At 62.4% G+C, this 24,213-nt stretch carries 11 protein-coding genes, 1 tRNA gene and 1 pseudogene; 5 read left to right on the top strand and 8 right to left on the bottom strand.

Annotation, left to right across the window (positions count from 1 at the left end; genetic code table 11):
* Positions 1 to 128: 128 nt before the first annotated feature.
* The 8 genes and pseudogenes from OIS53_RS19345 to OIS53_RS19310 all read right to left on the bottom strand — a co-directional run bounded on the left by OIS53_RS19345 (position 129) and on the right by OIS53_RS19310 (position 13,175).
* Entirely contained in the window at positions 129 to 2,972 is a 2,844-nt protein-coding gene (locus tag OIS53_RS19345) for a TonB-dependent receptor (RefSeq protein WP_264680223.1), read from the bottom strand.
* Positions 2,973 to 3,475: 503 nt separating this feature from the next.
* Positions 3,476 to 4,768 (bottom strand): cation:dicarboxylate symporter family transporter, encoded by a 1,293-nt coding sequence (locus tag OIS53_RS19340; protein WP_413775169.1) that lies wholly within the window; start codon positions 4,766 to 4,768, stop codon positions 3,476 to 3,478.
* 114 nt (positions 4,769 to 4,882) lie between these two features.
* The gene (locus OIS53_RS19335; RefSeq protein ID WP_264680222.1) at positions 4,883 to 5,788 is read right to left on the bottom strand and encodes an AEC family transporter; all 906 of its coding nucleotides are present in this window, start codon (positions 5,786 to 5,788) and stop codon (positions 4,883 to 4,885) included.
* A gap of 321 nt (positions 5,789 to 6,109) precedes the next feature.
* A complete protein-coding gene (locus tag OIS53_RS19330) occupies positions 6,110 to 8,899 on the bottom strand; it encodes a TonB-dependent receptor (protein ID WP_264680221.1) in 2,790 nt (929 codons plus the stop codon).
* A 296-nt stretch (positions 8,900 to 9,195) separates the two neighbouring features.
* Positions 9,196 to 9,726: an energy transducer TonB gene (locus OIS53_RS19325; protein WP_264680220.1), complete on the bottom strand. Its 531-nt coding sequence runs from the start codon at positions 9,724 to 9,726 to the stop codon at positions 9,196 to 9,198.
* Between the two features lie 339 nt (positions 9,727 to 10,065).
* A pseudogene (locus tag OIS53_RS20535) lies at positions 10,066 to 10,976 on the bottom strand (MBL fold metallo-hydrolase).
* Between the two features lie 179 nt (positions 10,977 to 11,155).
* Complete coding sequence (locus tag OIS53_RS19315) at positions 11,156 to 11,785, bottom strand: SIMPL domain-containing protein (RefSeq protein WP_264680218.1); 630 nt, start codon at positions 11,783 to 11,785, stop codon at positions 11,156 to 11,158.
* Between the two features lie 250 nt (positions 11,786 to 12,035).
* A complete protein-coding gene (locus OIS53_RS19310; RefSeq protein WP_264680217.1) occupies positions 12,036 to 13,175 on the bottom strand; it encodes a cystathionine gamma-synthase in 1,140 nt (379 codons plus the stop codon).
* Between the two features lie 354 nt (positions 13,176 to 13,529).
* Here OIS53_RS19310 and OIS53_RS19305 point away from each other — a divergent pair, with 354 nt between their 5' ends.
* The 5 genes from OIS53_RS19305 to OIS53_RS19285 all read left to right on the top strand — a co-directional run bounded on the left by OIS53_RS19305 (position 13,530) and on the right by OIS53_RS19285 (position 24,148).
* Positions 13,530 to 14,255: a TVP38/TMEM64 family protein gene (locus tag OIS53_RS19305; RefSeq protein WP_264680216.1), complete on the top strand. Its 726-nt coding sequence runs from the start codon at positions 13,530 to 13,532 to the stop codon at positions 14,253 to 14,255.
* Between the two features lie 132 nt (positions 14,256 to 14,387).
* A tRNA-Arg gene (locus OIS53_RS19300) sits at positions 14,388 to 14,464 on the top strand.
* 469 nt (positions 14,465 to 14,933) lie between these two features.
* Positions 14,934 to 17,408 carry a glutaminase family protein gene (locus OIS53_RS19295; protein WP_264680215.1) on the top strand — a complete coding sequence of 825 codons (2,475 nt, stop codon included), beginning with the start codon at positions 14,934 to 14,936 and terminating at the stop codon, positions 17,406 to 17,408.
* Between the two features lie 284 nt (positions 17,409 to 17,692).
* Complete coding sequence (locus OIS53_RS19290; protein ID WP_264680214.1) at positions 17,693 to 18,928, top strand: DNA integrity scanning protein DisA nucleotide-binding domain protein; 1,236 nt, start codon at positions 17,693 to 17,695, stop codon at positions 18,926 to 18,928.
* Between the two features lie 834 nt (positions 18,929 to 19,762).
* Entirely contained in the window at positions 19,763 to 24,148 is a 4,386-nt protein-coding gene (locus OIS53_RS19285) for a carbohydrate-binding protein (RefSeq protein WP_264680213.1), read from the top strand.
* Positions 24,149 to 24,213: the final 65 nt, after the last annotated feature.

Here is a 24,213-nt window from a genome sequence, read left to right as displayed (position 1 = left end):
GATAGTGCTCTGCCCCTGAGCGTTGCCTGGCAATGAAATAAATAACTGAGGCTGTTTAGCAAGTCACCTTGGGTGACTTCCTAAACAGCCTCAGTAGCAGCACAGCAAAAGCCAAGCAACAGGACGGCCTACTTGCCCACGGTCAGGTTCAGGCGGGCGAAGTAGAAGGCGCCGTTGAAGCCGAACTGGTTGGGGTTGTAGAGGGTCCGGCCGCGGTTGGTGTTGTCGAGGTTGGAAACGTAGCTGGTGCCGTCCACGGCAAAGTTGTTGGGGTTGTTGCGGGGGTTGATGCGGTACTGGTCGGGGTAGACGTCAAAGATGTTATTGGCCCCCACGGCCAGCTGGAGCTGGCGCAGCAGCTGAAACGTCAGGGTGGCGTCGGTAACCCACTTGGCCGAGAACGTCTGGTCGATGCTGGAGAACAGGAACGGGTTGGGGTTGGCGGCCGTGGGCTCGGGGTTCACGCGGGCGTCGCGAAACACTACTTCGCCGAAGCGCACGGTGCGCAGCTCCAGGCCCAGCTTGCCCAGGGTGTAGTTGGCGGCCAGCACAATTTTGCTGCGGGGCTGCGCGTCTTCGAGGCGGCCGGTTTGCTGCCGGTCAAAGAAGATGGTGCGCAGAACGGGGTCGGCCAGCTGACTGGGGACGTTTACGGAGCGCACCTCGGTTTCCGTGAGGTTGGCCGCCGCCGTCAGGTTCAGGGTACTTTTTGCGCCTATGGTCAGCCGCTCGTTGGCCACGATGTCGATGCCGCGGGTGCGGGTATTGATGGCGTTGGCAAAGAACTGCACGATGCCCACCTCGGTGGCTCCGGCTGCATTCAGGTAGCCTGCTACCAGCGGGTTGGTGCGGTTAAACTGGGTGCTGAGCGCAATCCGGTCATCGATGTCAATCTGGTAGGCGTCCACGGTAAGCGTGGCCGTGCGCGCAATGCGCGCCGTTAGGCCCAGGCTGTAGTTTTTCGAGGTTTCCTGCTTTAGAGAGCCTACGCCAAACTGCCGCACAATGGGGTTTTCGTTGTTGGCCGTCAGTACGGTTTGGGGGGCGCCCTGCACAAACTGGGTGCTTTGGTTGGTGAAGTAGCGCTGCTGCAAGGAGGGCGCCCGGAACCCGTTGCTGATGTTGCCGCGCAGGGCCACGTCGTTGAGGAAGTTGAAGCGGACACCCAGGCGGCCACTCACGTTGCTGCCGAAGTCGGAGTAGTTTTCGGCGCGGCCAGACAAGCTCACCAGCAGGCGCGGGGTGATGTCGCTTTCAATTTCGGCGTAGCCGGCCACGTTGGTGCGCGTGCGGTTCAGCTCGTTGCTGGGCTGAAACCCCGGAAACACCTGTGCTCCGGCCGCGGCCGGCCCTAACACCGGCGAGCCATTGGCGGCCGTGCCGGTGCGCGCAATGCGGCCGCCGTTCCGGTACGAGTCCGGCTCACCCGCTCCAATCTCATACTCATCTTCCCGAAACTCGCCGCCGAAGGCAATGCTCACCGACTCCACGCCGCTCAGGTCGCGGAACTGCCGCGTAAAGCTCAGGTTGGTGGTGTTCTGGCGGAAGTAGATGCGGCCGGCGTAGAAATTGCGCGGGCTGGTGCCCAGGGGCAGGGAGGCATTCACGGAGTTGGTCACGTTGAACTCCATGGAGTTGGAGCCCCACACGTTGCTCAGGTCCCAGCCGAAGCCCAGCACCTGGCCTCGCACCCCCGCCAGCACCGACCGGTCGATGATAGTAGGCTCGATGAAGGGCAGGAAGCCGTTGGGATAGTAGGTAGAGTCGTTTTGGGCGCTGAAGCGGCCGGGCAGGCGGGCAAAACCGGCAGCTTTGCCTTCGCGGCGCATCAGGCCGGCCGTGAGGTAAGCTTCCAGGCCCAAGCTGCGGCTCAGGGTGAAGCCGGCGTTCAGGAAGCCGCCGTAGTTGCGCTGCTCCGAGTTGCCGAAGCGCAGGTTGCGGCGGTCGTAGCCGCGTTCGGCCACCAGGGCATCGTCGCGGCGCTTTAGCTGCTCGCGCAGGGCGGGCGTGTTGGCGTTAGCGGGGTAGTTGCCGTTGTTGTCGCCGAGGTAGATGAGCGGGGCCGTGTCCACGCCGCTGCGGTTGGTGTAGCCCCGGTTCAGAAACTGTCCGCTCAGGTCCACAAAGCCCCGGCCACCCAGGCCCAGGCCTACGTTGGCATCCGCCTGAAATAGCTCCCCGTCACTTTCCACGGTCTGGCCCGCAGTGGAGCTGGCCGTTACGCCGGTGGTGTCGTCCTTGAGCTGCACGTTGATAACGCCGGCAATGGCGTCGGAGCCGTAGAGGGCCGCCGCGCCGTCGCGCAGCACCTCAATGCGCTTGATGCTGGCCACCGGAATGGTGTTCAGGTCGGTGCCCACTGAGCCGCGGCCCACGGTGCCGTTCACGTTTACGAGGGCCTGGTTGTGGCGGCGCTTGCCGTTCACCAGTACCAGCACCTGGTCGGGGCCCAGGCCGCGCAGGGAGGCGGGGTCGAGGTGGTCGGTGCCGTCGGCAATGGTTTGGCGGCTGCTCTGGAACGAAGGCGCCGTAAACGTCAGCACCTGCCCCACATCGGTTTGGGCAAAGGCCCGGATTTCACGGGCCGAAATGACGTCTACCGGAGCCGTGGTCTGGATGTTGGAGCGCCCTTCGGTGGCCCGGGACCCGGTTACCACTACCTCGCTCAGGTCGGTGGCGCCGACTTGCAGCGTGACGGTGAAGGTATTGCGCTCCTGCACGGGCACCTGCTGGGCTACAAACCCAATGCCCGAAAAAATAAGCGTGGCGTCGGGCTTCACCTCCAGCACAAACTGCCCGTCGCTGTTAGTGGCCGTGCCGTTGTTGGTGCCTTTTTCCAGCACCGTGGCGCCTGGCACGGGCTCCCCGGTGGCGTTGAGCACGCGCCCGGAAACCGACAAGGTGCCACCCGACTGGGCGGCTGCCGCCAGTCCGGTCAGGACCAGCAGCACAAGCAGTAATAATCTTTTCATGCTCGAGAATAAATGAAAGGAAAAGGTGAGTAGATGAAGGAAAATGAATCAAAAAGCTACCGCGCAAACAACCACCCCAAGGCCCCTCCGCGGAAAGCAAGCAATACGACGACCTGCGGCCCCCAAACTGTCCCAAACAAGGCAAAGCCGACGCCGAGCGCCTATACGCCCGTGGCGCCCAACGATAACGCCGCCTACAAAGCTCAAAACCGGCGCCCGAACATTATCCTGATGCCGAAATTAAGCGAATTGTTTTCGACTCTGAACGCCGGCTCATCGGCTAAGATATCACGCAAGAAGGTCCGACTGGTGTAGTCGGACCTTTTCTCAGGGCAAAACTTGCTTGTTTTATTTATAGCGTCACGTTGGGGAGCGTCAACTGCCAGGCGCCGTGGGAGCCAAACGGCCTGGGGGCGGCCGAGGCTACCGGAACAACGACCGGAACACGGCAATGTGGGGCCCCTGACGCGCCGGGCGAGCCGGTACGCAACCCGGCCGCCGGGTTACTGCGGCTTGGCTTTTTGAGCCATTTCGCCCAGGTACTCGCCGCTGCTGAGGTGGCGGCGCCGAAAGCGCAGCGGGCGCGGGCCTCGGCCCAGCACCGTGGCCGCTTGCTCGTGGTCGAGGGCGCCTTCGTGGTGAGCCAAGAAAACGGTGGCCACGCCGTTGCCGATGAAGTTGGTGATGGAGCGGGCCTCGGACATGAAGCGGTCCACCCCAATCAGCAGGGCTAGCCCCTCGACCGGAACGACGCGCATGGCCGTGAGCGTACTGGCCAACACCACGAAGCCGCTGCCGGCCACCCCGGCCGCGCCCTTGCTGGTCACCATCAAAATGCCCATCATGGTCAGGAGCTGGCCCGCCGTCAGGTCGATGTGGAACACCTGAGCCAAAAACAAGGTGGCCAGCGCCAGGTAGATGGTGGTGCCGTCGAGGTTGAAAGAGTAGCCCGTGGGCACCACCAGGCCCACCACCGGCTGCGCGCAGCCCATGCCTACGAGTTTCTCCATCAGCCCCGGCAAGCCGGCTTCCGACGACGACGTGCCGAGCACAATCAGCAATTCGGCCTTGATGTACTTGAGGAAAGCCCAGAGGCCGATGCCGCAGTAGCGCAGGATGCCGCCCAGCACCACGAAAATAAACACGGCCATCGTCAGGTACACCGTGACCATGAGCTTGCCCAGGGGCAGCAGCGTGGCAATGCCGTACTTGCCGATGGTGAAGGCCATGCCCCCAAACGCCCCGATGGGGGCGAAAAGCATGACCAGGTGCAAGCCCCGAAACACGTACTTGGCGGCGGTTTTCAGCAGGTGAATTATGGGCTCGCGGCCGGCGTACTTGCTCAGCACCGTGCCCAGCACGATGGCCACCAGCAACACCTGCAGGGTGAGGTTGTCGGCCAGGAAGTCTCCCCACGAAAATTCGGTGGCCCGCTGCGTGTACTCGCCCACCTTGGCAGTGTTGAGCTTGCCCACGGCCACGCCCGCCCCCGGCCGCACCAGCGCCGCCACGCCCACCCCGATGAGCAGGGCCAGGGTGGTCACGATTTCAAAGTACAGCAGGGCCTTACCCCCGATGCGGCCCACTTTCTTCAGGTCGCCCATCGTGCTGATGCCGAGGGTGATAGTGAGGAAAATGATGGGGTTGATAAACAACTTCACCACGTCGATGAAGCGCTTGCCAAGTACTTCCATGCGCACGGCGGGCTCGGGCGCAAAATGGCCCAGCAGCGCCCCGGCCACAATGGCCAGCAGCACCCAAAGCGTGAGGTTGCGGGAAAGGCGTTGCAGGATCATGGCGGGGAAAAATTAGTGTTTTTTACCGGCAGCTTGCCCGAAATACTAGTCAACTTAGCTTGCCTTCTGGCCCTTGCCGCGCGCGGCTGGCCGAAAGCCAGCCGTTGGCGGCCCCTAGCGCAGCCACCAACCCAGCAAGGCCAGCAGCGGCAACGACAGCGGAATGCCCAGCCCCACCATTTGCGCCGCCAAGTCGGGGTTGAGCCCGTAGCGGGCGGCCAGGGCGGCAGCCGTGTTCATGGGGCCGATGGCGGCCCCTAACACGCACAGGTCCACCGCCAAGCCGTGCTGCTCGGACCACCCCTGGCAGGCTGCCCAAACCAGCAGCGGAGCCAGCCCCAACTTGTAGGCAAGGCCCAGGCCCAGCGCCCGGGCCTGGGCGCTGGGCACGACCAGCCGCAGCTGCAGGCCCACCGAAAGCAGGGCCACCACGGGATAAGCGAGGCTGAGGCGTTCGAGCACGGCGCGCACCAAGGGCGGGTGCTGGTAGCCCGCCGCGTGGGCCAGCCCCGCCAGCAGCGTTGCCACAAACGGCGGAAACCGCAGCACACTGGCCCCCATCGCGCGCCAGGATGGCTCGGCCGCGCCGTACCACGCCCCCACCCCCACGCCCAACGTCACGCAAATCAGCATCGAGCCGGCCAGGCTCATCACAATGCCCAGTTCCAGGCCCGGCCGGCCGTAGAGCAACTCGAACACGGGAAAGCCCACGAACGACACGCTGCTGATGCCGCCCGTGAGCACCAATGCCCCAACGGTGCCGCGGGGCAGGCCCAGCCGCCGCCCCGCCGCCGCAAAAAACAGCCAGCCCGCCCCAAAAACCAGCCAAGGCATGCCCACGGGCAACAAAAACCGCGCGTCGAACCGCGCCACCGCCAGGTGCAGAAACGTCAGCGCCGGCAGCAGCACCCAGATAAGCACTTGGTTCAGTACCGTGTGGGCATCGGCGGCCACCACCTGCCAGCGGCGCAACGCTGCCCCAGCGGCCAGGCACACAAACAGCAGCAGCAAGTTAGACATTGGCGGGGCTTGGCATTCGGGCTTGGGGAGTTGGGAACCGGGGCGTTAAGCCTCGCGGCTCCCAGCTCCACCGCGCCTACGTAATGCGCTAAAAGTAAACCGGTGAAGGTCTTTGTGTAAACTATTGATAACCAATGAAGCTGTTTAGAAAGTCGTTAAAAGCAGATTGAGACGTCATGCTGAGCGAAGTTGAAGCATCTCTACCGCTCCGTTAAACAGCTCTGGCGAAGCGGGAGAGATGCTTCGACTTCGCTCAGCATGACGGTCTTTTGACTTTCTAAACAGCTTCAATAAAAAGTCTAAGCTCTAAGTTCTCACTACTTAAAAGGTCAGGGAGAGGTTGGTGTAGTAATACGCACCGTTGAAACCGAACTGGGCCACGTTGCGTGAGTAGGGAATTTCGCCATTGGAATAACTGGCGAAGCGGCGGGCATCTACCCGGTCGGGGTACACGTTGGTTACGTTGTTGGCGCCTACCGTCAGCGACACGGCTTTGAACACGTTGTAAACCAATGCCACGTCGTACACAGCTTTGCCCTCAAACTCCTGGCTGATGTGGCGCACGTACCGGGCCGGCGTGCTCGCGGTGGCGGGGATGTTGTTGGGCTTCTCGTAAGCCACCACGGGCCCGAAGTAGGTGGCGCGCGGCGTGAGGCTGAACTTGCCCAGTTGGTAGGTAACCGAAAACAATACCTTTTGGCGCGGTTGCGACCGTTCGATCAGCCCGATACTTACCGTGTCGATGAGCAGCACGCGGTTGGGGGTGCCGGCCTGGAGCTGGGCAGGCGTGGCGCCGAAACGCGAAATTTTGGTTTCGTTCAGCGTGCCGGCCAGGCTGGCGCTCAGACGGCTGCGCTCACCGAAATTCACCCGGTACGTGCCCACCACGTCGATGCCGCGGGTGCGGGTGTCGATGGCGTTGGTAAAAAAGCGGATTTCGCTCAGGCCACGGAAGGGCACGCGCAGGGCCTCGATGCCGGTGCCGCCCGTCGTGCCCTGGGGCACGAGCAGCCGCTCGCTGTTGATGATACGGTCGCGGATGTCAATCTGGTAGGCGTCGACAGTCAGCGCGAAGTTATCGCCTAGCTGAGCGGCCAGGCCGGCGCTGTAGTTCCACGACGTTTCGGGCTTGGGGGCGCCGATGCCAATGCCGGGCAGGCGCGGGTCGTTGTTGCGCAGCTGCTTGGTTTGCACAATTTCGCCGGCCTGCACGGTGGAGGTGGTCACGCTGTTGAAGGTTTGCTGCAGCGACGGGGCCCGGAAGCCGCGGTTGATGGAGCCGCGCAGGGCCACGTTTTCGAGCACGTTGAAACGCGTGGCAAACTTGCCCGATATGTTGCTGCCAAAGTCGGAGTAGTTTTCGTAGCGCACGGCCGTGGTCAGTAGCAGGCGCTCGTTCACGTCGCTTTCCAGGTCCAGGTACACGCCCACGTTGGTGCGGGTGGCGTCGGTTTCGTCTTCGGGGGCGATGCCGGGCCGGCCGCTCGAGCCGGGGGCCTTGGCCGTGCGGGCGGGCGAGGTGGGCGTGGCGGGCGCGGGCCGGGCAAACTCGCCCACGAAGTAGGACTCTGGGCTGCCTTTTTCCAGGATGAACTGGTCGGCCCGGAACTGGCCGCCGAAAGCCAGGTTGAACGACTTGGTGCCGAGCAGCCCCCCGAAGTTGCGCGTCACGTTGATTTCGCTTGTGCTCTGGCCGAAGGCGCTGCGGCCCACGTAGAAATCGGTGGGCGAGGCCGCGCCCATGGAGGGGTTGGCGGTATTGTTGGCGTGCAGGTCGAGGTAGTTGTAGCCGTAGCCGCTGCTAAAATCCAAGTTCCAGCCCTCGGCCACCTTGCGGCTCAGGCCCACCACGGCTGAGTAGTCGTCGCTGCGGCCGGGTAGCTCGGGCAAGTAGCCGTCGGGGTGCACGGGACTGTAGTTGACGTTGTTGGGCTGGGCGTTGCGGAAAAACCCATAGGCCAGGATGTCTTTGCGCGAGTAGCCGCCAAAGCTGTACACCGTCCACCCGGCCGAGCCTAGGGGCAGGCCGAAGTTGTAAAAGCCCTGGTAGATGTCGGCCTGGTTGCTGCCGTACACGCCCACCTTGAAGGGCTGCCCTACCGACGGGTACACGCCCCGCTCGGCGCGTTTGGCGTTTTCGGCGGCGATTTGCGCGGCCGTGGGAGTGGCCGGCAGGGCCGGGAAAGGGGTGTAGATGCCGCCCACGTAGTTGTCGCTGCGGTTGGTCTGTTCCTGGCGCTGGTACTGCACGGTCAGGTTGAGGTAGCCGGGGTTGTCCGAGCCCAGCTTGAGGCCGTAGTTGGCGCCGGCCAGGTATTGTGCGCCGTCGCCTTCCTGGGTTATGCCGTACTGCACTTTGCCCGAAACTATGCCCGTGCTTTTGTTCAGGCCCAAGTTGATGACCCCGGCGATGGCGTCGGAGCCGTAGAGGGCCGCTGCCCCGTCGCGCAGCACTTCCACGCGCTCCACGGCCATTGTAGGAACAGCGTTCAGGTCAGTCACCACGGTGCCCGAACCCACGGTCACGTTCAGGTTCAGCGCCGAAAACTGGTGGCGCCGCTTGCCATCCACGAGCACCAGCACTTGGTCGGGCGAGAGGCCGCGCAGCGTGGCCGGGTCGGCATAGTTGGCCACCCCGTTCACGCCGGTTTTGGCTGAGTTGAACGAGGGCGAAGTGAACTGCACTTGCTGGCCCAACTCGACTTGGCCGGTGGCCTGCAACTCGCGGGCGTTGAGCACGTCCACCGGCACGGCGCTCCGAACGCTGGTGCGGGGCTGCCCGCGCGAGCCCACCACCACCACTTCATTGAGGTCGGTGGCGCTCATTTCCAGTTGCACGTCGAGCGTGTTGCGGTTGTTGACGGGCACTTGCTGGGGCATGAAGCCCAAGGCCGAAAAGGAGAGCGTGGCGTCGGGCGCAACGTCGAGCCTGAACATGCCTTCGCTGTTGGTGGCCAGGCCGTTGTTGGTGCCTTTTTCCAGCACGGTTGCCCCTGGTATGGCCTGGCCGTTGGCGTCGAGTACCCGCCCCGAGACGGATATTTTTCCGCTTTGGGCCGTGGCCGCCAACCCGCTCAGGATTAGCAGCACGAGTAGTAAGAGTTTTTTCATTCTAAAGGTGAGTGAAGTGGAAAGATTGGTATAGCAAGGGAAATGGTTGTAAGTAGTAAGACCTTAGAGCAGGAGTGCTGGCACCTGGTCGGTAATGCTTGGTGCTTAGTGCTTAGGGTTTAGAACCTAGAGCTTAGACCTTTTACTGGTTTTCAACAGTTTATCCGAAAGCTTTTGTCGGTTTGCCTGTGACGCACTGCTTGAGTGGCCGATCAAAAAGCAGATGGCCAAGATACTTAAGCAAAGTATTAATAATCAAATACTTACCTAATTTTTTAGGTCTACGGTATTACTCCTTAGTGGAGGCGGAACGTGAAGGGCAGCTCGTAGCGCACGGGCACCGCCCGCGACCCAATGCGGCCGGGCACCCAGTTGCCCGGCACGGTACGACAAACCCGCAAGGCTTCTTCGTCGCAGCCACTGCCTATCCCCCGCATTATTTTATGATCCGACACTTGACCCAGCGTATCGATAACGAAGCCCACCACTACCCGACCTTGAACTTCCCGGCTTTCGGCCTGCGCCGGGTACTTGAGCTTGGCTATGTAGGCAGCTAGGGCTTCGTGCCCACCGATAAACCAGGGAGCTTGGGTCAGCGGCGTATTGGTCCATTTCCCGGGTTCTGTTTCGGCCAGGTACTCCTTGTCATCGGGGCGACAGTAGACTAGCTTCCCAGCCGTATGGTCGTATTTCTGGGTTACTATCTGCTCGCCGTTGGCCGCATAGCTGTAATACTCCCAGACACCAACTTTCTGGTTTTTTTCCAGGGTGCCGCTTTCCCATTTTGTGGTACGCTGGCGCTGGGCTAAGACCAGTATCGGCAGCACAACCCAGGCAAGGGTAAACCAAAAACTACGCACCCACATCTTACTACGCATTAAAAGTAAGTCCCACTAACCAAGCCACTAAGCAGACACTATAAGCCTCAGCATCTTAACCAACACCGTGCGGCCGTCTGCGACAAGTATAAGTAAAATACCTTTTCCACAGACTAGTTTACTTTTCCACTAACCCAAGATTCCTTGTTTCAACCTACTATTCACCAGTATAATGCAGCTTGAGTTACTCTAAACTCAACAGTACCTGTATTAAAAAAATGTTATTACTGTACTTTTACCTGACTACCTGCAACTCAACACAAACGGTCTTCACTTGCGGCTTAGGCCCTACAATCCTGCTAGCAGTGCTGCGGCAATGGGTTGACCGCTACGTTGAGGCGCTGGCCGGGGGCGGGCAATAGCACGGGCACCGCAGGACCTGCGGCAGCCTACAGACCCTCTACTGGCTTGTACCAAGCGTGGAAAGCCACGTTGAATGTGTCCCAATATGGGAGCAGCAGCGGCCTGCCGCCTAAGGCATGGTGGGCTACTAGTGCCTCGTCGGGGCTCCTGTGAATATCCGCCCAAAGCTCGTCGTAGGCTTCGATTTTCCAACATAATCAGCTCGTAGGGCCCGTAGGCCGACCCAATTTCGCGGAAGCCCGCTTCGTAAGGGCCGGAGTCGCCGCCGAAAAAGGCGCGGTGCCGGGGGCCGAGGACGCACCAGGATGCCCACAGCGTGGTGTCGCGGGTGAGGCGGCGCCCCGAAAAGTGCCGGGCCGGCGTGGCGGCCAGCCGGTGGGTGCCGCCGGGCAGCTCCGCTTCCTGCCACCAGTCCAGCTCGGTTATCTGGGCCGGGGCACACCCCAGCGGCGCAGGTGGCCACCCACGCCCAGCGGGTAGTAAAAAGGCACACCGGTGCGGGCCAGCGCCTGAATGGCCGCCCGGTCGAGGTGGTCGTAGTGGTCGTGGGAAAGCAGCACGGCATCAAGCAGAGGCAGTTGGTCCAGGGGCAGCGGAGCCACGAGGAAGCGCCGGGGCCCGGCGCCCCGCACCGGCGACACCCGCCCGGCCCACACCGGGTCGGTGAGCAGGCGGCGGCCGTCCAGCTCCAGCAGCACCGTGGAGTGTCCCAGCCACGTCACGCGCAAGGCCTCGGCCGGTACGGGCGCGGCCAGAGCGGCAGCATCGGCCCGGAACGGCCCCAGCGGCCGGCGCGGCACCCGCTCCTCCCGGCCCGCCAGCCACCGCCGCAGCATCAGCCCATAGTTCATGGACATGCTGGTGGGAATGGTATTATGGTAGCGGCGGCCGTCGAAGCGGGAGGGAGTTTTCATGGTTGAGGCAATAAAAAAGCAAGGCCGTAATGGCCCTGCTTTCTAAGGTGACGAATGACAGCCGCGTTTACCTTGCAGCCCGTAGCCGGCCCCGTGCCAGATTATTGTACCTCATATTCCACATCGAAAGCCACCTGCACGCGGATAGCTCGCGGATTTACGGGATTTACAACATCAGCGGCATCCGCGCCTACCGATGCTGCAGAACCAAAAGTTAACATTCTATACCGGCTACGTTCCGGTATAAGCGGCGCAGCCGGACCAGCTGGCAGCACCTCAGCTATGGTCCTGATGCCCGCTAGTTTCAGCCCAGCCTGTTGAACAATATGCTGGGCTTTGGTGCGGGCGTCGGCCAGGGCCAAGCTCGCCACTTCAAGCCGAAAGGCAGCGAGGCGGGAGCTTAGTAGGTTGCTGACCACCACTTCATCAGCTCCGGTCTGAACCAGCTTGGGCAGCAACTCGTTAATTATTGCCGGCTTGTCGAGTGTTAGCTTGTACTGCGTAGTCAAATACACCGTCGAGTTAGTGGTCTTCGACCAGCCGCTACCACTTGCCATCAGGTTGTACACTACTAGCCGAGCCGGCTCAATTCGGTATTCGTTCAGCACCGCCAGCAAGCGGTCTTGCTGTTCGCGGGCCCGGTCGGCGTTGCGCACCTGGTCCTGGGCGCGGTAGGTCAGCAGCAGCTCGGCCGTTTCAGGGGCTAGTTCGCGGGTGGCCGAACCCCGCACGGCTACCGTTTTGGGTTGACTGGGCGTTTGCGCCCGCACTGTGGCGGAAGAGCAGATTCAGAACAGAGTCAGCAGACTTACTAGCTGCCACCGGTAGTCAATAACGTTTTTTCTCACAGTGAGCAAGGTAGCTCGTCTGTAACAGACCGCCAATCCTCTTCGGATATTATCAATTTAGCGTCACTACCCTGCAGAAACAGCGGCACCAGCTACTGCCGGTGCCGCTGTAGGTCAACAACGCAATTCGCAGCTAGCCAATAGCCTGGCGCAAGTCTTCAATCAAGTCTTCCACGTCCTCAATGCCCACGCTCAGGCGGATGAGGGAGTCGGAGAGGCCGGCTTTGCGGCGCTCCTCGGCCGGAATGCTAGCGTGGGTCATGGTGGCAGGGTGGCCCGAGAGGCTTTCCACGCCGCCCAGGCTTTCGGCCAGCGAAAACAGCTCGAACTTCTCCAGCACGGCCACGGCGTCTTCTTTCCGGTCGCCGCGCAGCACAAAGGAAATCATGCCGCCGAAGTCGCGCATCTGGCGGGCGGCTACGGCGTGGTTGGGGTGGTCCGGGAAGCCGGGCCAGAATACCTTTTCCACTTTGGGGTGAGCTTTCAGAAATTCAGCCACGGCCCGGCCGTTTTCGCAGTGGCGCTGCATACGCAGGTGCAGGGTTTTGAGGCCGCGCAGCACCAGGAAGCAGTCCTGCGGGCCGGGCGTGCCGCCGCAGGCATTCTGCAGGAAGCGCAGGCGCTCGGCCAGGGCATCGTCCTTCACAATGATGGCCCCCATCACCACATCGGAGTGGCCGCCCATGTACTTGGTCAGGGAGTGCATCACCACATCGGCGCCCAGGTCCAGGGGCGTTTGCAAGTAGGGCGTGGAGAAGGTATTGTCGACCACCAGCAGGGCTCCGGCTTGCCTGGCCACGCGGGCAGCAGCTTCAATGTCGATGACGTTGAGCAGGGGGTTGGTGGGCGTTTCCACCCAAATCAGCTTGGTGCGCCCGGTTACTTTCTCCTCCACGGCCGCCATGTCGTGCATGGGCACGAAGTGGAACTTGATACCGTACTGGGCAAACACCTTGGTGAAGATGCGGTAGGAGCCGCCGTACAGGTCGTTGGTGCTAATAACCTCGTCGCCGGGCTGCAGCAGCTTGATGATGCAGTCGACGGCGGCCATGCCCGTGGCGAAGCATAGGCCGTGGGTGCCGTTTTCGAGGGCGGCCAGCGCGTCTTGCAGCTGGGTGCGGGTGGGGTTGTGGGTGCGTGAGTACTCGTAGCCTTTATGGTCGCCGGGTGAGCGTTGCACGTAGGTCGACGTCTGGTAGATGGGCGTCATGATGGCCCCGGTTTCGGGGTCGGGGTGTACGCCGGCATGAATGGCCTTGGTTCCGAATTTCATACGGGAATGAAGGTAAGAGGCGGGTCGGTGAGAAGTGTTGGCCACAAAGGTAGGCAGGCTGGCGCCTTTCACGCAGTAGCTCCTGGCTAGGCCGCCCCTCACCTCGGCCGCTGGTCTGCCGGGCGCCTGGGCCGGTTTGTATTGCCAAACGGCCCGCTGGTTCTGCCGGCGGTGCTCTGCCTTGCCGGGCTTCGTATTCTGCCGCCCGCGTGGTTGCTCGTCTTTCCTGGGCCAAAACCGACGAGGAACCCAGCTGGCCGGCGGCCCTGAGCCCGAGGCGTAGCCATCGAAGCCATTTCTACGTTCTACCTTCGGGCCGGCCGCGCAACGCCGGCCCGTTTGCTTTCCCTGCCGATGGCTTTTCTCCGAGAACTTTTCCAGCAGCACACCTCCACGCTGGTGTCCTTGCTGCTGCTGGCCGGCCTGCCCCTGGTCGGCGACAGTCTGCTGACCTGGGGCCTGCACGAAAACGCCGACTGGCTGCGCAACCCCACGCTGGGCCAGATGGTGCTGTACTTCGTGGTGGTGGCCTTCACGATGACCTTCGCCCTCACTCACACCACGGTGGTAGTGCTGGTTACGGGCTTTTACCTGGGGTGGAAGGGCTTTCCGGGTATGCTGCTCACCTACATGCTGGCCGCGCTGCTAGGCTATCTGCTGGCCGTTTCCCTCGACCGGGGCAAGGTCATTGGCTTGCTGGAGCGTTTCCCGAAGGCCCACGCCGTGATGCAGGAGCTGCGCGGCGACAGTTGGCGCCTGGTGCTGCTCACGCGCCTCTCGCCGGTACTGCCCTTTGCCCTCATCACCTTTATTCTGGCCGTGGTGGGCGTGCCGCGCCGGCAGTTTCTGACGGCTTCGGTGGTGGGTATGCTGCCGCGCACAGTGTTTTTCTACTGGCTAGGCACCAAAGCCCAGGATGTGCTGGCCCTGATTCAGAACCCCGACACGGGCACGGCCGGCAAGGTGCTGGTGGCAGTGCTGCTGGCTGTGTCGCTGTTTGGCCTCTACTTTCTGTTTTCGCAGGCCCTAAAGCGCGCCCTGCGGCCGGACGCCACATCGGCGCAAAAAAATTTCAGCTGAAATTCAGCATTTTGCAGGCTTTTCCGCCAGATTTCACGGCAAAATGCACTGCCTGGCTTGCGCAGCCTAGAGTTTCCCCGCTATCTTTGCACAACCAAAACGGAGAAGCGTTTCCGTTCACGGTACTCATCAGGTTGCGTAGCTCAATTGGATAGAGCATCTGACTACGAATCAGAAGGTTTGGGGTTCGACTCCCTACGTGACCACCACTTGGCCTCTCACAAATAGCGAAAGGTCTCAGAAAACCGCCTTAGCGGGCTGCAAACGCAGCCTGTTGAGGCGGTTTTCTGCGTTTTACCCCACCTCATTTCCCAGCCATTTCCCAAAGAAAACGCGGTATTGGAATGGGCCAGCAGCTGTGCGGCAAGGTCAGTGAGACGAAGCGGAATCGACACTTCTCGTCTTTCAAACTCAACCAGCAACTTCTCAGCGCGACGAGGCCATTGCTACTGCCTGCCCAACGTGGCAACCACCGTTGGCGGCCAGTCCCAGACTGTTCTGCTTCGACTTCGCTCAGCGAGGAAGAGCGCCGGGAAGGTAGCTCGGTGGTGTAGTACCTTGATTCTTAAATCATAAGAAGCGGCTGAAGAAAGCACGCGTAGCCGACTATCTTCAACTCGTGCTGAACGCTCCGCCGAGTTTCAAACCGCCGCTTCTACCCTCCTACCTTTCCCAAGCATGAAAAAAACCGTTGCTTTCTTACTGGCCACCGGGCTTAGCCTCGGTAACCTGCTGGCCCAAACGCTCCGGCCGCCCGCTTATCCGCTCATCACCCACGACCCGTACTTCAGCGTGTGGGCTTTTCAGGACACGCTGACCGCCGCGCCTACCCGGCACTGGACCGGCGCGCCCCAGGCGCTGGAGGGCGTGGTGCGCGTCGACGGTAAGGTGTACCAGTTTCTGGGCCAAGCCGCTCCCCAGTACCGCACGCTTATTCCCACGGCCCCGGAAAAGCCTTACACGGCGCAGTACACCCTGGCGGCCCCGGCAGCGGGCTGGGAGAAGCCGGCCTTTGCGGCCACGGGTTGGAAAACCGGCCCTGCTCCCTTTACCGACCAGAAGGACCGGCAGGGCACGGCCTGGACCGAGGGCGACGTGTGGGTGCGCCGCACGGTAACCATTGCCAACCCCGCCACAACCGGTAAGCTGCGCCTGTACATGTGGCACGACGACGCGGTGGAGGTGTATCTGAACGGGGTGCTGCTGCTACGCCAGCCCGACTGGAACAACGGATATGAGTACTTTGACGTGCCCGAAACGGCGCGCCAGGCCCTGCGCAAGGGAGAGAACCTGCTGGCCATGCACTGCAACAGCCCGAGAGGAGGCGAGTACCTCGATGCCGGCTTGTATGAAGTGCTGCCGCTGCCCGCTACGCCCACCGCCCGCCAGACCAGCGCCACCGTGACGGCCACTCAAACCACGTATCAGTTTGCGGCCGGGCCGGTGCAGCTGACCGTGAATTTCCTTTCGCCCCTGCTGCTGGAGGAGCTGGAAACCGTGGCCCGGCCCGTGAGCTACCTCACGTTCGGGGCGGCTTCAACTGATGGCAGGGCCCACCTGGTGCAGGTATTGCTCACGGAAAGCGGCAGCCTGGCGGCCAACACGCCCTACCAGCCCGTTACAACCCAGGCAGGCAGCACCGGCAACCTGAGCTGGCTGGCAGTGGGCACCACGGAGCAGGCCGTGCTGGTTCGGGCCGGCGACAACGTGCGCATCGACTGGGGCCAAGCCTACCTGGCGGCTCCCGGTCCGGCTAGGCTGGCCACCGGAGCGCCCGGCTTGCTGAAAGCAGCTTTTGCCAAAACCGGCGCGCTGCCGGCCCCCGCCAAGGCGGCGAGTGCCAGCGGCCCAGCCCAGCAGACAGCCCTGGGCGCGGTGCTGGACCTGGGCGCCGTAACCACGCCCACCGAGCGGCACGTGCTGCTGGGCTACGACGACCAGTATTCGGTGCAGTACTTCGGGCAGAACCTGCGCGGCTGGTGGCGCCGCGACCCCGCCACCACCATGCCCAAAACCCTGGCAGCCGCCGAAGCCGACTACGCCCGCCTGCGCCAGCGGTGCGCCGCCTTCGATCAGCAGCTCTATGCCGAGGCCCAGGCGGCCGGCGGCAAAGAGTACGCCGACCTGTGCCAGCTGGCTTACCGCCAGGCCATTGCCGCCCATAAAATCGTGGCCGGGCCCAGGGGTGAAGTGCTTATGTTCTCCAAAGAGAACTTCTCCAACGGCTCCATCGGGACGGTGGACGTGACTTACCCCTCGGCTCCCCTGTTTCTGCGCTACAACAACGAGCTGGCCAAGGGCATGCTGCGCTTTATCTTCGAGTACAGCGAGTCGGGGCGGTGGAAAAAGGACTTTCCGGCCCACGATGTAGGCACCTACCCGCGGGCCAACGGCCAGACCTATGGTGAGGACATGCCGGTGGAAGAAGCCGGCAACATGCTGATTCTGACGGCGGCCGCCGTGAAGATGGACGGCAAGCCCGACTTTGCCCGCAAGCATTGGCCCACGCTCACCAAGTGGGTCGGCTTTCTGAAGCGCGACGGCCTGGACCCGGCCAACCAGCTCAGCACCGACGACTTTGCCGGCCACCTGGCCCGCAACGCCAATTTGTCGGTGAAGGCTATTCTGGGTATTGCCTGCTACGGGCAGCTGGCCCGGCAGCTCGGCGACCAGAAAACGGCCGACGAGTACACTGCCCTGGCCCGCGACTACGCCCAGCGCTGGATGGCTATGGCGGCCACTGGCGACCATTACGCCCTGACCTTCGACAAGCCCGCCGGCTCCTGGAGCCAGAAGTATAACCTGGTCTGGGACAAGTTGCTGGGCCTGGATATCTTTCCGAAAGAAGTGGCCCGGCAGGAAGTAGCTTTCTACCTCAAAAACCAGCAGCGCTACGGCTTGCCGCTGGACAGCCGCAAGACCTACACCAAGTCGGACTGGATTATATGGAGTGCCACGCTGGCCGACAACCCAGCCGACTTCCAGGCCCTAATCAAGCCGGTCTGGCAATTCGCCAACGACTCGCCCACCCGCGTCCCGCTCACCGACTGGCACGAAACCACCGATGCCAAACAGGTCGGTTTTCAGGCCCGCTCGGTGGTAGGAGGCTACTTTATTAAAATGCTGGACAAGCAGCTAGCCAGTAAGCCCTGATCTTGGTAACTCCTTTCTGCCAACTTCAATGTTACGCCCGAAGCTAATGAAACTCCAGCCGCCTGTTGCGCTGCTCTAGCTGGTCATTGGCGCCGGTCGACGAAGGCTGGTGAGCCTGACCCGCCCAGCTTTTCAACAACGTTTAGATGGTTCTCTTGCCCAGTAGCGGCCCTGCTTCAAGCTGACGGCGTCGCGGCGTACTTTGCCGCTGGTGCAACGTAGCAGTTGGGCCACCGGAGACGGGCGCTTCGGCTTTCCTTTGCTTCATCCTGTCGCCATCTGCCATGCATTACTACCCGAGTGATTTGGCGAATGCCTTGCGGAGCCGCTGGCCCGACGCAACAGCCGTAGCTCTGCCGTCGCCGCCCGTGCTGACGCAGTTTATCTCCGTGGCCTACCAGGCCAGCTTGCTCAGCGAGGAAGCCCGGCCCGTGGTTGGCCAGCTCGTGTTTGCCTCGGCTGAGGCGCTGGAGGCACACGTAGCTGGCCAGCGCGGCCAGCACGTGCTGCTTTTTGAGCCGGCCCGCGCCTACACTGAGCAGGAGCTGCGCCGTCTCAGCCCCACGGTGCACCGGGCGGGCAACCTGCTGGCCGTTGACGAAGCCGCCGACGGTAGCCTGCGAATTTGGGGCCTGCTGGCTACTCAGTACGCGTGGGAGCTGCCGGGAGAAACGCCCCGGCCCTCGATGGGCGTCCCGCCCGCCGCCCTGCTGCTGCGCCTGCACGGGCCGGGCAACTTAATCTTCAACGAAGGGCCGACGCGGGTACTGACCTTGCAACGAGGCCGCGTGGACGGGCACGGCTTTGTGCAGTTTCCCGTAGCCTGGAGCCGCGGCCGCTTCGATCAGGATTTGGAGTATGCCCAGGAAGAGATGCGGCGCATGCACCTCACACCTCAGCCTGTACCGGACGAGCTACTTTCGCTACTTGGCTTGCACCTCCAACACCGCATTCTGGCCCGGGTGCGGGCAAGCGGCCACGGCGGGCTGCTGGTTTTTGTACCAAGCCAAAACGTAGCCGGGCGGGTAGGACCAGCGGCAATACTGCAACCCAAGTACACCGTGGGCGCGGCCAGTGCCGGGCCACGATTTCACCAGCTCGCAACCGCTATCATCTGGCGGCTGTCTGAGCTGGGGCAGCTTAGCTCCGTGTTGTATCGGCAGTCTGCCGACCCCCAACTCCGGGCGCTGGAAGCGGAAATGGACCAGTTTGCCGACTTACTGGCCGATATGATGGCCGTGGACGGAGCCCTGATACTAACCAAGGATTTGCGGGTAATTGGCTTCGGGGTTGAGGTTTATGCGCCGCATGTGGCCATTAGCGAGGTATACCGGGCCTTGGATATGGAGGCCACCGCCGTGCAGAGTGAGGCGGCCAACAGCGGCGGCACCCGCCACCGGGCCGCCTACCGCTTGTGCCTGGCCGACCCCGACAGCCTGGCTATTGTCGTCTCGCAGGATGGCGGCGTACGATTCGTGCACCAGCACGCGGGCCGCATTGTTTTCTGGGACCAGTTATAGCTGATAATAAGGTGGGTATATGTGACAGTGAAGCTGTTTAGGAAGTCTCCAGACCGTCATGCTGGGCTTGTCGAAGCATCTCTCCCGCTTCGTTGAGCAAGCGTTAAAAGTTAGCCCGCGGTAGAGATGCTTCGACAAGCTCAGCATGACGGTCTGGAGACTTCCTAAACGGATTCAGTAGTTTATATCAGCCCTACCGCTTGGGTCGAAAAGGAGGTGTAGGTGCTTCACTGCTGCAATGAAATACTACTTGGCACTGGCTATCAACAACCTCTGTATTGCCTATGGCCTCGACACAAAATACTATAGAACATATATTTCAATACTGGACTACTACACTTGGAGAGGGTCAGACAAGTGGCCATATCACAGTAAAGACTGACAGTTTAGACGAGTGGAAATAAATGTGTTGGAGACCACCCCAACAGGATAGAATGTCTGGCTTTTTTGATTGTTTGTTATCCGATTTTTTGCCGAAAAGAAACTGGCAGTTTATTCTGCTACTTGCCAAAAGGCAACTTATCAGCGTGTGCTGTAAGCGTATGGAGGGGTTGGCACCAAAGCGAAACATGCGTTTTCAGGTGCTGTAAATTGGTTTTTGTACCATTATTTTAGAAGACCAGACCTATCTTTTTGTAACAACTTCCCTATGCAGGCCCTTGAAAAACTCTGGTTTTCGGCGGCCACTCGCCGCTTGGTGTCTGGGTCTGGCATTGTGCCGTTGACGCGTAGTTTCTACTTGCCTCCACGTGGACTCCGCTCCACTTTATCCGCTCCTACCACTAGCTCCAAGCTGGTGGCTCCGCCCTCCTTTCCACCAAACTCCCACCATACATGACCTTCACTTTTACCTCTCTGAGCCAGTGGCTCGGATGCGGTGCCCGGCTGGCCGTGGCTGCCGCCTGCGGCTGGCTGCTGGCACCTAGTGCGGCGCAGGCCCAGTGCACCGAGCTAGTCTGGAACGATGAGTTCGATACGCCCGGCAACCTCAGCAAGTGGCAAGTATATGAGGGCGACGGCTGCGAAACCGGCCTCTGCAACTTCGGTAATGCCGAGCTGCAAGTGTACCGGGCCGCCAACGCCACCGTGGCGGGCGGCTACCTCAGCATTGCCACCCGCTACGAAAATTCGGTGCAGGGCGGGCGCACCTACAACTATACCTCGGCCAAGCTGCTGTCGAAGCAGGCCAGCGGCGGGCTGAAGACGTTCCGCTACGGCCGCATCGAGGCCCGCATGAAGCTGCCCTCGGCCCAGGGCGTGTGGCCGGCGTTCTGGATGCTGGCCGACCCCGGCAACTGGCCCTTCACCGGGGAAATCGACATCATGGAGGCCAAGCACAAAAACCCGCGCAGCGTGAGCGGCACCATCCACTACGACGCGGGTGGCTGGCGCTTTACCGGGCGCGACTACAACGCCCCGGTAGACTTGTCGCAGGACTTTCACGTGTATGCCGTGGAGTGGAGCCCCGACCAGATTAAGTGGTTTGTAGACGGCAACCTGTTCCACACGGCCTCGCCGAAAACCACCGCCGGCAACTCCTGGCCCTTCAACGACGGCAACTTCTACCTGATTCTGAACACGGCTGTGGGCGGGCCCGGTACCGGCTTCACTGGCCTGGGCCTGAACCCCACGCCCGCCGACTACCCCGTTACCACCCAGGTTGACTACGTGCGGGTGTACAAAGGCACTTACAACTACGCCATCCTGGGCCCCGGCCAGGTGTACCAGGGCGACCAAAACCGCACCTTCCGCCTCGATGCTGTGGGCAGCGGCGCCATCTACACGTGGTCAGTGCCGAGCGGGGCTACCGTGGTAAGCGGGCAAGGCACCAACGCGGTGCAGGTGAATTTCGGCAGCGGCGCTGTGAGCGGTGCTGTTACGGCTACGGTAACCGTAAATGGCTGCACCACAGCCACCTACACCAAATCCGTGACGGTGGCGCCGGCCTTGCAGCTGGACCGCGTGTACGAGGATTTCGAGAGCAACCGGGTGCTGGCCTACGGCGCCGCCACCGGTACGCTTACGCCAGTGGTTGACAACCCATCTGCCGTCATCAACACTTCGGCCAAGGTGGGGCGCTACGTGCGCAATGCCACGGAGCAGTACGACGTGCTGAACGTGAAAAACCTGGGCATCGGCAACGCTAATGACTTCGTGGCGGGCCGGCGCCGGGTGTTCGTGGATGTGTACTCGACGGCGCCGGTGGGCAGCAAGGTGACCCTGCAACTGGAGAACAGCAACGTGACGACGGCCATCAACTTCCCGGCGGGCCGGCACAGTGCCTACCGGGCCTTCACTTCCCGCCAAAACGCCTGGGAAACCCTGGAATTTGAGTTAGAGAAGGTCCTGGACGCCGGCACCAACATTTACTCCATCAACAACGTGGCCTTGCTGTTTCAGCCGGCCACCAACTCCGGCGCCACGTTCTACTTCGACAACGTGGTAATTAGAAAGCAGCCCGAAGCGCCCGTGGTAGCCACCGAGGCCCTGCTGAACTACGATGGCGCGGCCCGCCTCACCTTCGACGCGGCTACCACCAACGGCGTGTACTCGGCGGGCGTGGCCAACCCCGCTGCGGGCGGCGCGAATACCTCGGCCAACGTGGGCAAATACGTGCGCAACGCCTCGGAGCAGTACGACGTGCTGTTTTTCAACGCCGGGGCGCCGGGCACGGTGGTTGAGGACGCCGGGCTGTTCAAGAACCAGACCTACCAGTTTCAGCTCGACGTGTACACCTCGGCGCCGGTGGGTACGCCCATTAATATCACCCTGCAAAACAAGGCCTTGGCCGCGCCTACGGGCTCGTTTCCGGCGGGCCGCAACAGCACCTACCTGGCCAACACCACCAAGCAAAACCAGTGGGAGACGCTGACTTTCAGCTTCAACACCGCCCCCGACGCCGGCACGGCCAACGTGAGCATCGACCAGCTGGCCGTGCTGTTCAACAGCGGAGTGAAGTCGGGGGACACGTACTACATTGACAACCTGCGGATTGCGAAGAAGGCCACCCCCACGTACAGTGCCGGCGCTACGCTGGAGAACTACGACGACGTGCGCAACCTGAGCTTTGTGCGGGCCACCGGCACCTATCAGGCGGCCGTGAACAACCCGGCCAGCGGCGGCGCCAACACCTCCGCCAAAGTGGCCCAGTACACCCGTAATTCGGCTTCCACCTACGACGCTCTGACGCTGGGCACCAGCCTGATTAAGGACGGTGCCGCCTACGTGGCGGGCCGCAAGGTGTTTGCCCTGGACGTGTATACCTCGGCGCCGGTGGGCACGGTGGTATCGTGGCAGCTGGAAAGCAGCGCCGCCTCCACGCCCGGCAACTTCCCGGCGGGCCGGCACAGCGTGTACCATGCCGTAGTGAAGCAAACCAACGCCTGGCACACGCTTATCTTCAGCTACGCCAGCTCCCCCGACGCCAGCACGCCCGATGCCGACGTGGACAATGTGGTGCTGCTCTTCGCGCCCAACTCCAGCACCGGCACGGTGTTTTACGTGGACAACCTGCGCACCCTCAGCGCCAGCGGCGCGGCCCCCAACACGCCGCCCACCGTCAGCCTGACGGCCCCGGCCAACAACGCCAGCTTCACGGCTCCGGCCAGCATCCCCCTCACCGCCGCGGCTGCCGACGCCGATGGCACGGTAAGTAAGGTGGAGTTCTTCCAGGGCAGCACCAAGCTGGGCGAAGACACGAGTGCGCCGTTCACCTACACCTGGTCGGGCGTGGCGGCGGGCAGCTACTCGCTCACGGCCAAGGCCACTGATAACCAGGGCGCAACAGCCACTTCGGCCGCAGTAGCCGTGACGGTATCCGCTGCCCCCGTGGCCCAGGCCATTCCGGGCACCATCCAGGCCGAAAGCTACGTGGCTATGTCCGGGGTGGACACCGAGCCCACCACCGATACCGGGGGCGGGCGCAACATGAACTGGTTTGAGACGGGTGATTGGGTGGATTACGATGTAAACGTAGCCACGGCCGGCACCTACACCGTGGGCTTCCGCGTGGCCAGTGCCGTGGGTGGAGCCCAGCTACAGCTGCGCAGCAGCGCTGGTGCAGTGCTGGCTACCATCAGCGTGGGCAACACAGGCGGCTGGCAGAGCTGGACAACTATCAGCGCCACGGCGAGCTTGCCGGCGGGCGGGCAGCGCCTGCGCCTGTATGCCCAGGCTTCCTCCGGCTGCAATGTCAACTGGCTGTCCTTTACAGCTACGCCTACCGACCCCGCTACGCCCAACCTGGCCCTGAACAAGCCCGTGACGGTTTCTTCGACGGAAAACGCCCAAGTGCCCGGCTCGGCGGCCGTGGATGGTAACGGCGGCACCCGCTGGGCCAGCGCCTTTGCCGACTCGCAGTGGCTGTACGTGGACCTGGGCGCCAGCTACAGCATCAGCCGCGTGAAGCTGACCTGGGAAGCTGCCTACGGCCGAGACTACCGCGTGGAAGTGTCCTCGGACCGCCAGAACTGGACGCCGCTCAAAACCATAACCGGCAACACCAGCCTGGTGAATGACCACACCGGCCTGAGCGGGACCGGGCAGTACGTGCGCATCTACGGCACGGCGCGGGGCACCGCCTACGGCTACTCCCTCTACGAGCTGGAAGTGTACGGCACGGCTGCCAGCAGCTCCGGCAGCACGGCCTGTACCGGTACCGTAGCCAACGGCGACTACTCCTACGAAGTCTCGACCACCAACGGCACGGTGAACTGGAAGTTTGTGCCGCTGGCGCCCATTGCGGGCAGCAGCCTGGCCCTCATCTATGTGAAAGTGGGCTCGGGCGGCTACACTGGCTACCCCATGACGGCGGCGGGAGGCAACTTCACCTTTGCCCAGGCTCAGGCGGGCGGCGCGGCGCTGTCGTTCTACTTCACCTACCGGGTAGGCACCACCACGGCCGAGCGCAACTCCAGCGCCACCCCGCACGCCTACACGGCCGGCACCACCTGCGCCGCCAACCGGACGGCCGCCCGCACCACCGTCCCGGCGGCCCTGGCTTACCCCAACCCGGTCAGGAACCGCCTGACGGTGCCCACTGCGGAGGCGGCCACGCTTACCATTACCAACTCGCGGGGCCGCGTGGTGCAGCGCGTGGAGGTGAAAGGCCAGCAGCAAGCCACCGAAGTAGACGTGCACAGCCTGCCGCCCGGCCTTTACTTCCTCACCCTGCGCGGAGTCCGCGGGCCAGCCACCGTGCAGCAGTTTGTTAAAGAGTAGTTCCAGCGGCTAAGCACCAGCCGGAGGGAATTTCCGGCTCCTTGTGCTGGCTGCTCAGCCGTTTG

The organism is Hymenobacter sp. YIM 151500-1 (assembly GCF_025979885.1).
In the GTDB taxonomy this organism is placed as follows: Bacteria; Bacteroidota; Bacteroidia; order Cytophagales; family Hymenobacteraceae; genus Hymenobacter.
The sequence above is the reverse complement of the archived record's forward strand: the minus strand, read 5'-3'. Positions and strand labels throughout refer to the sequence as shown.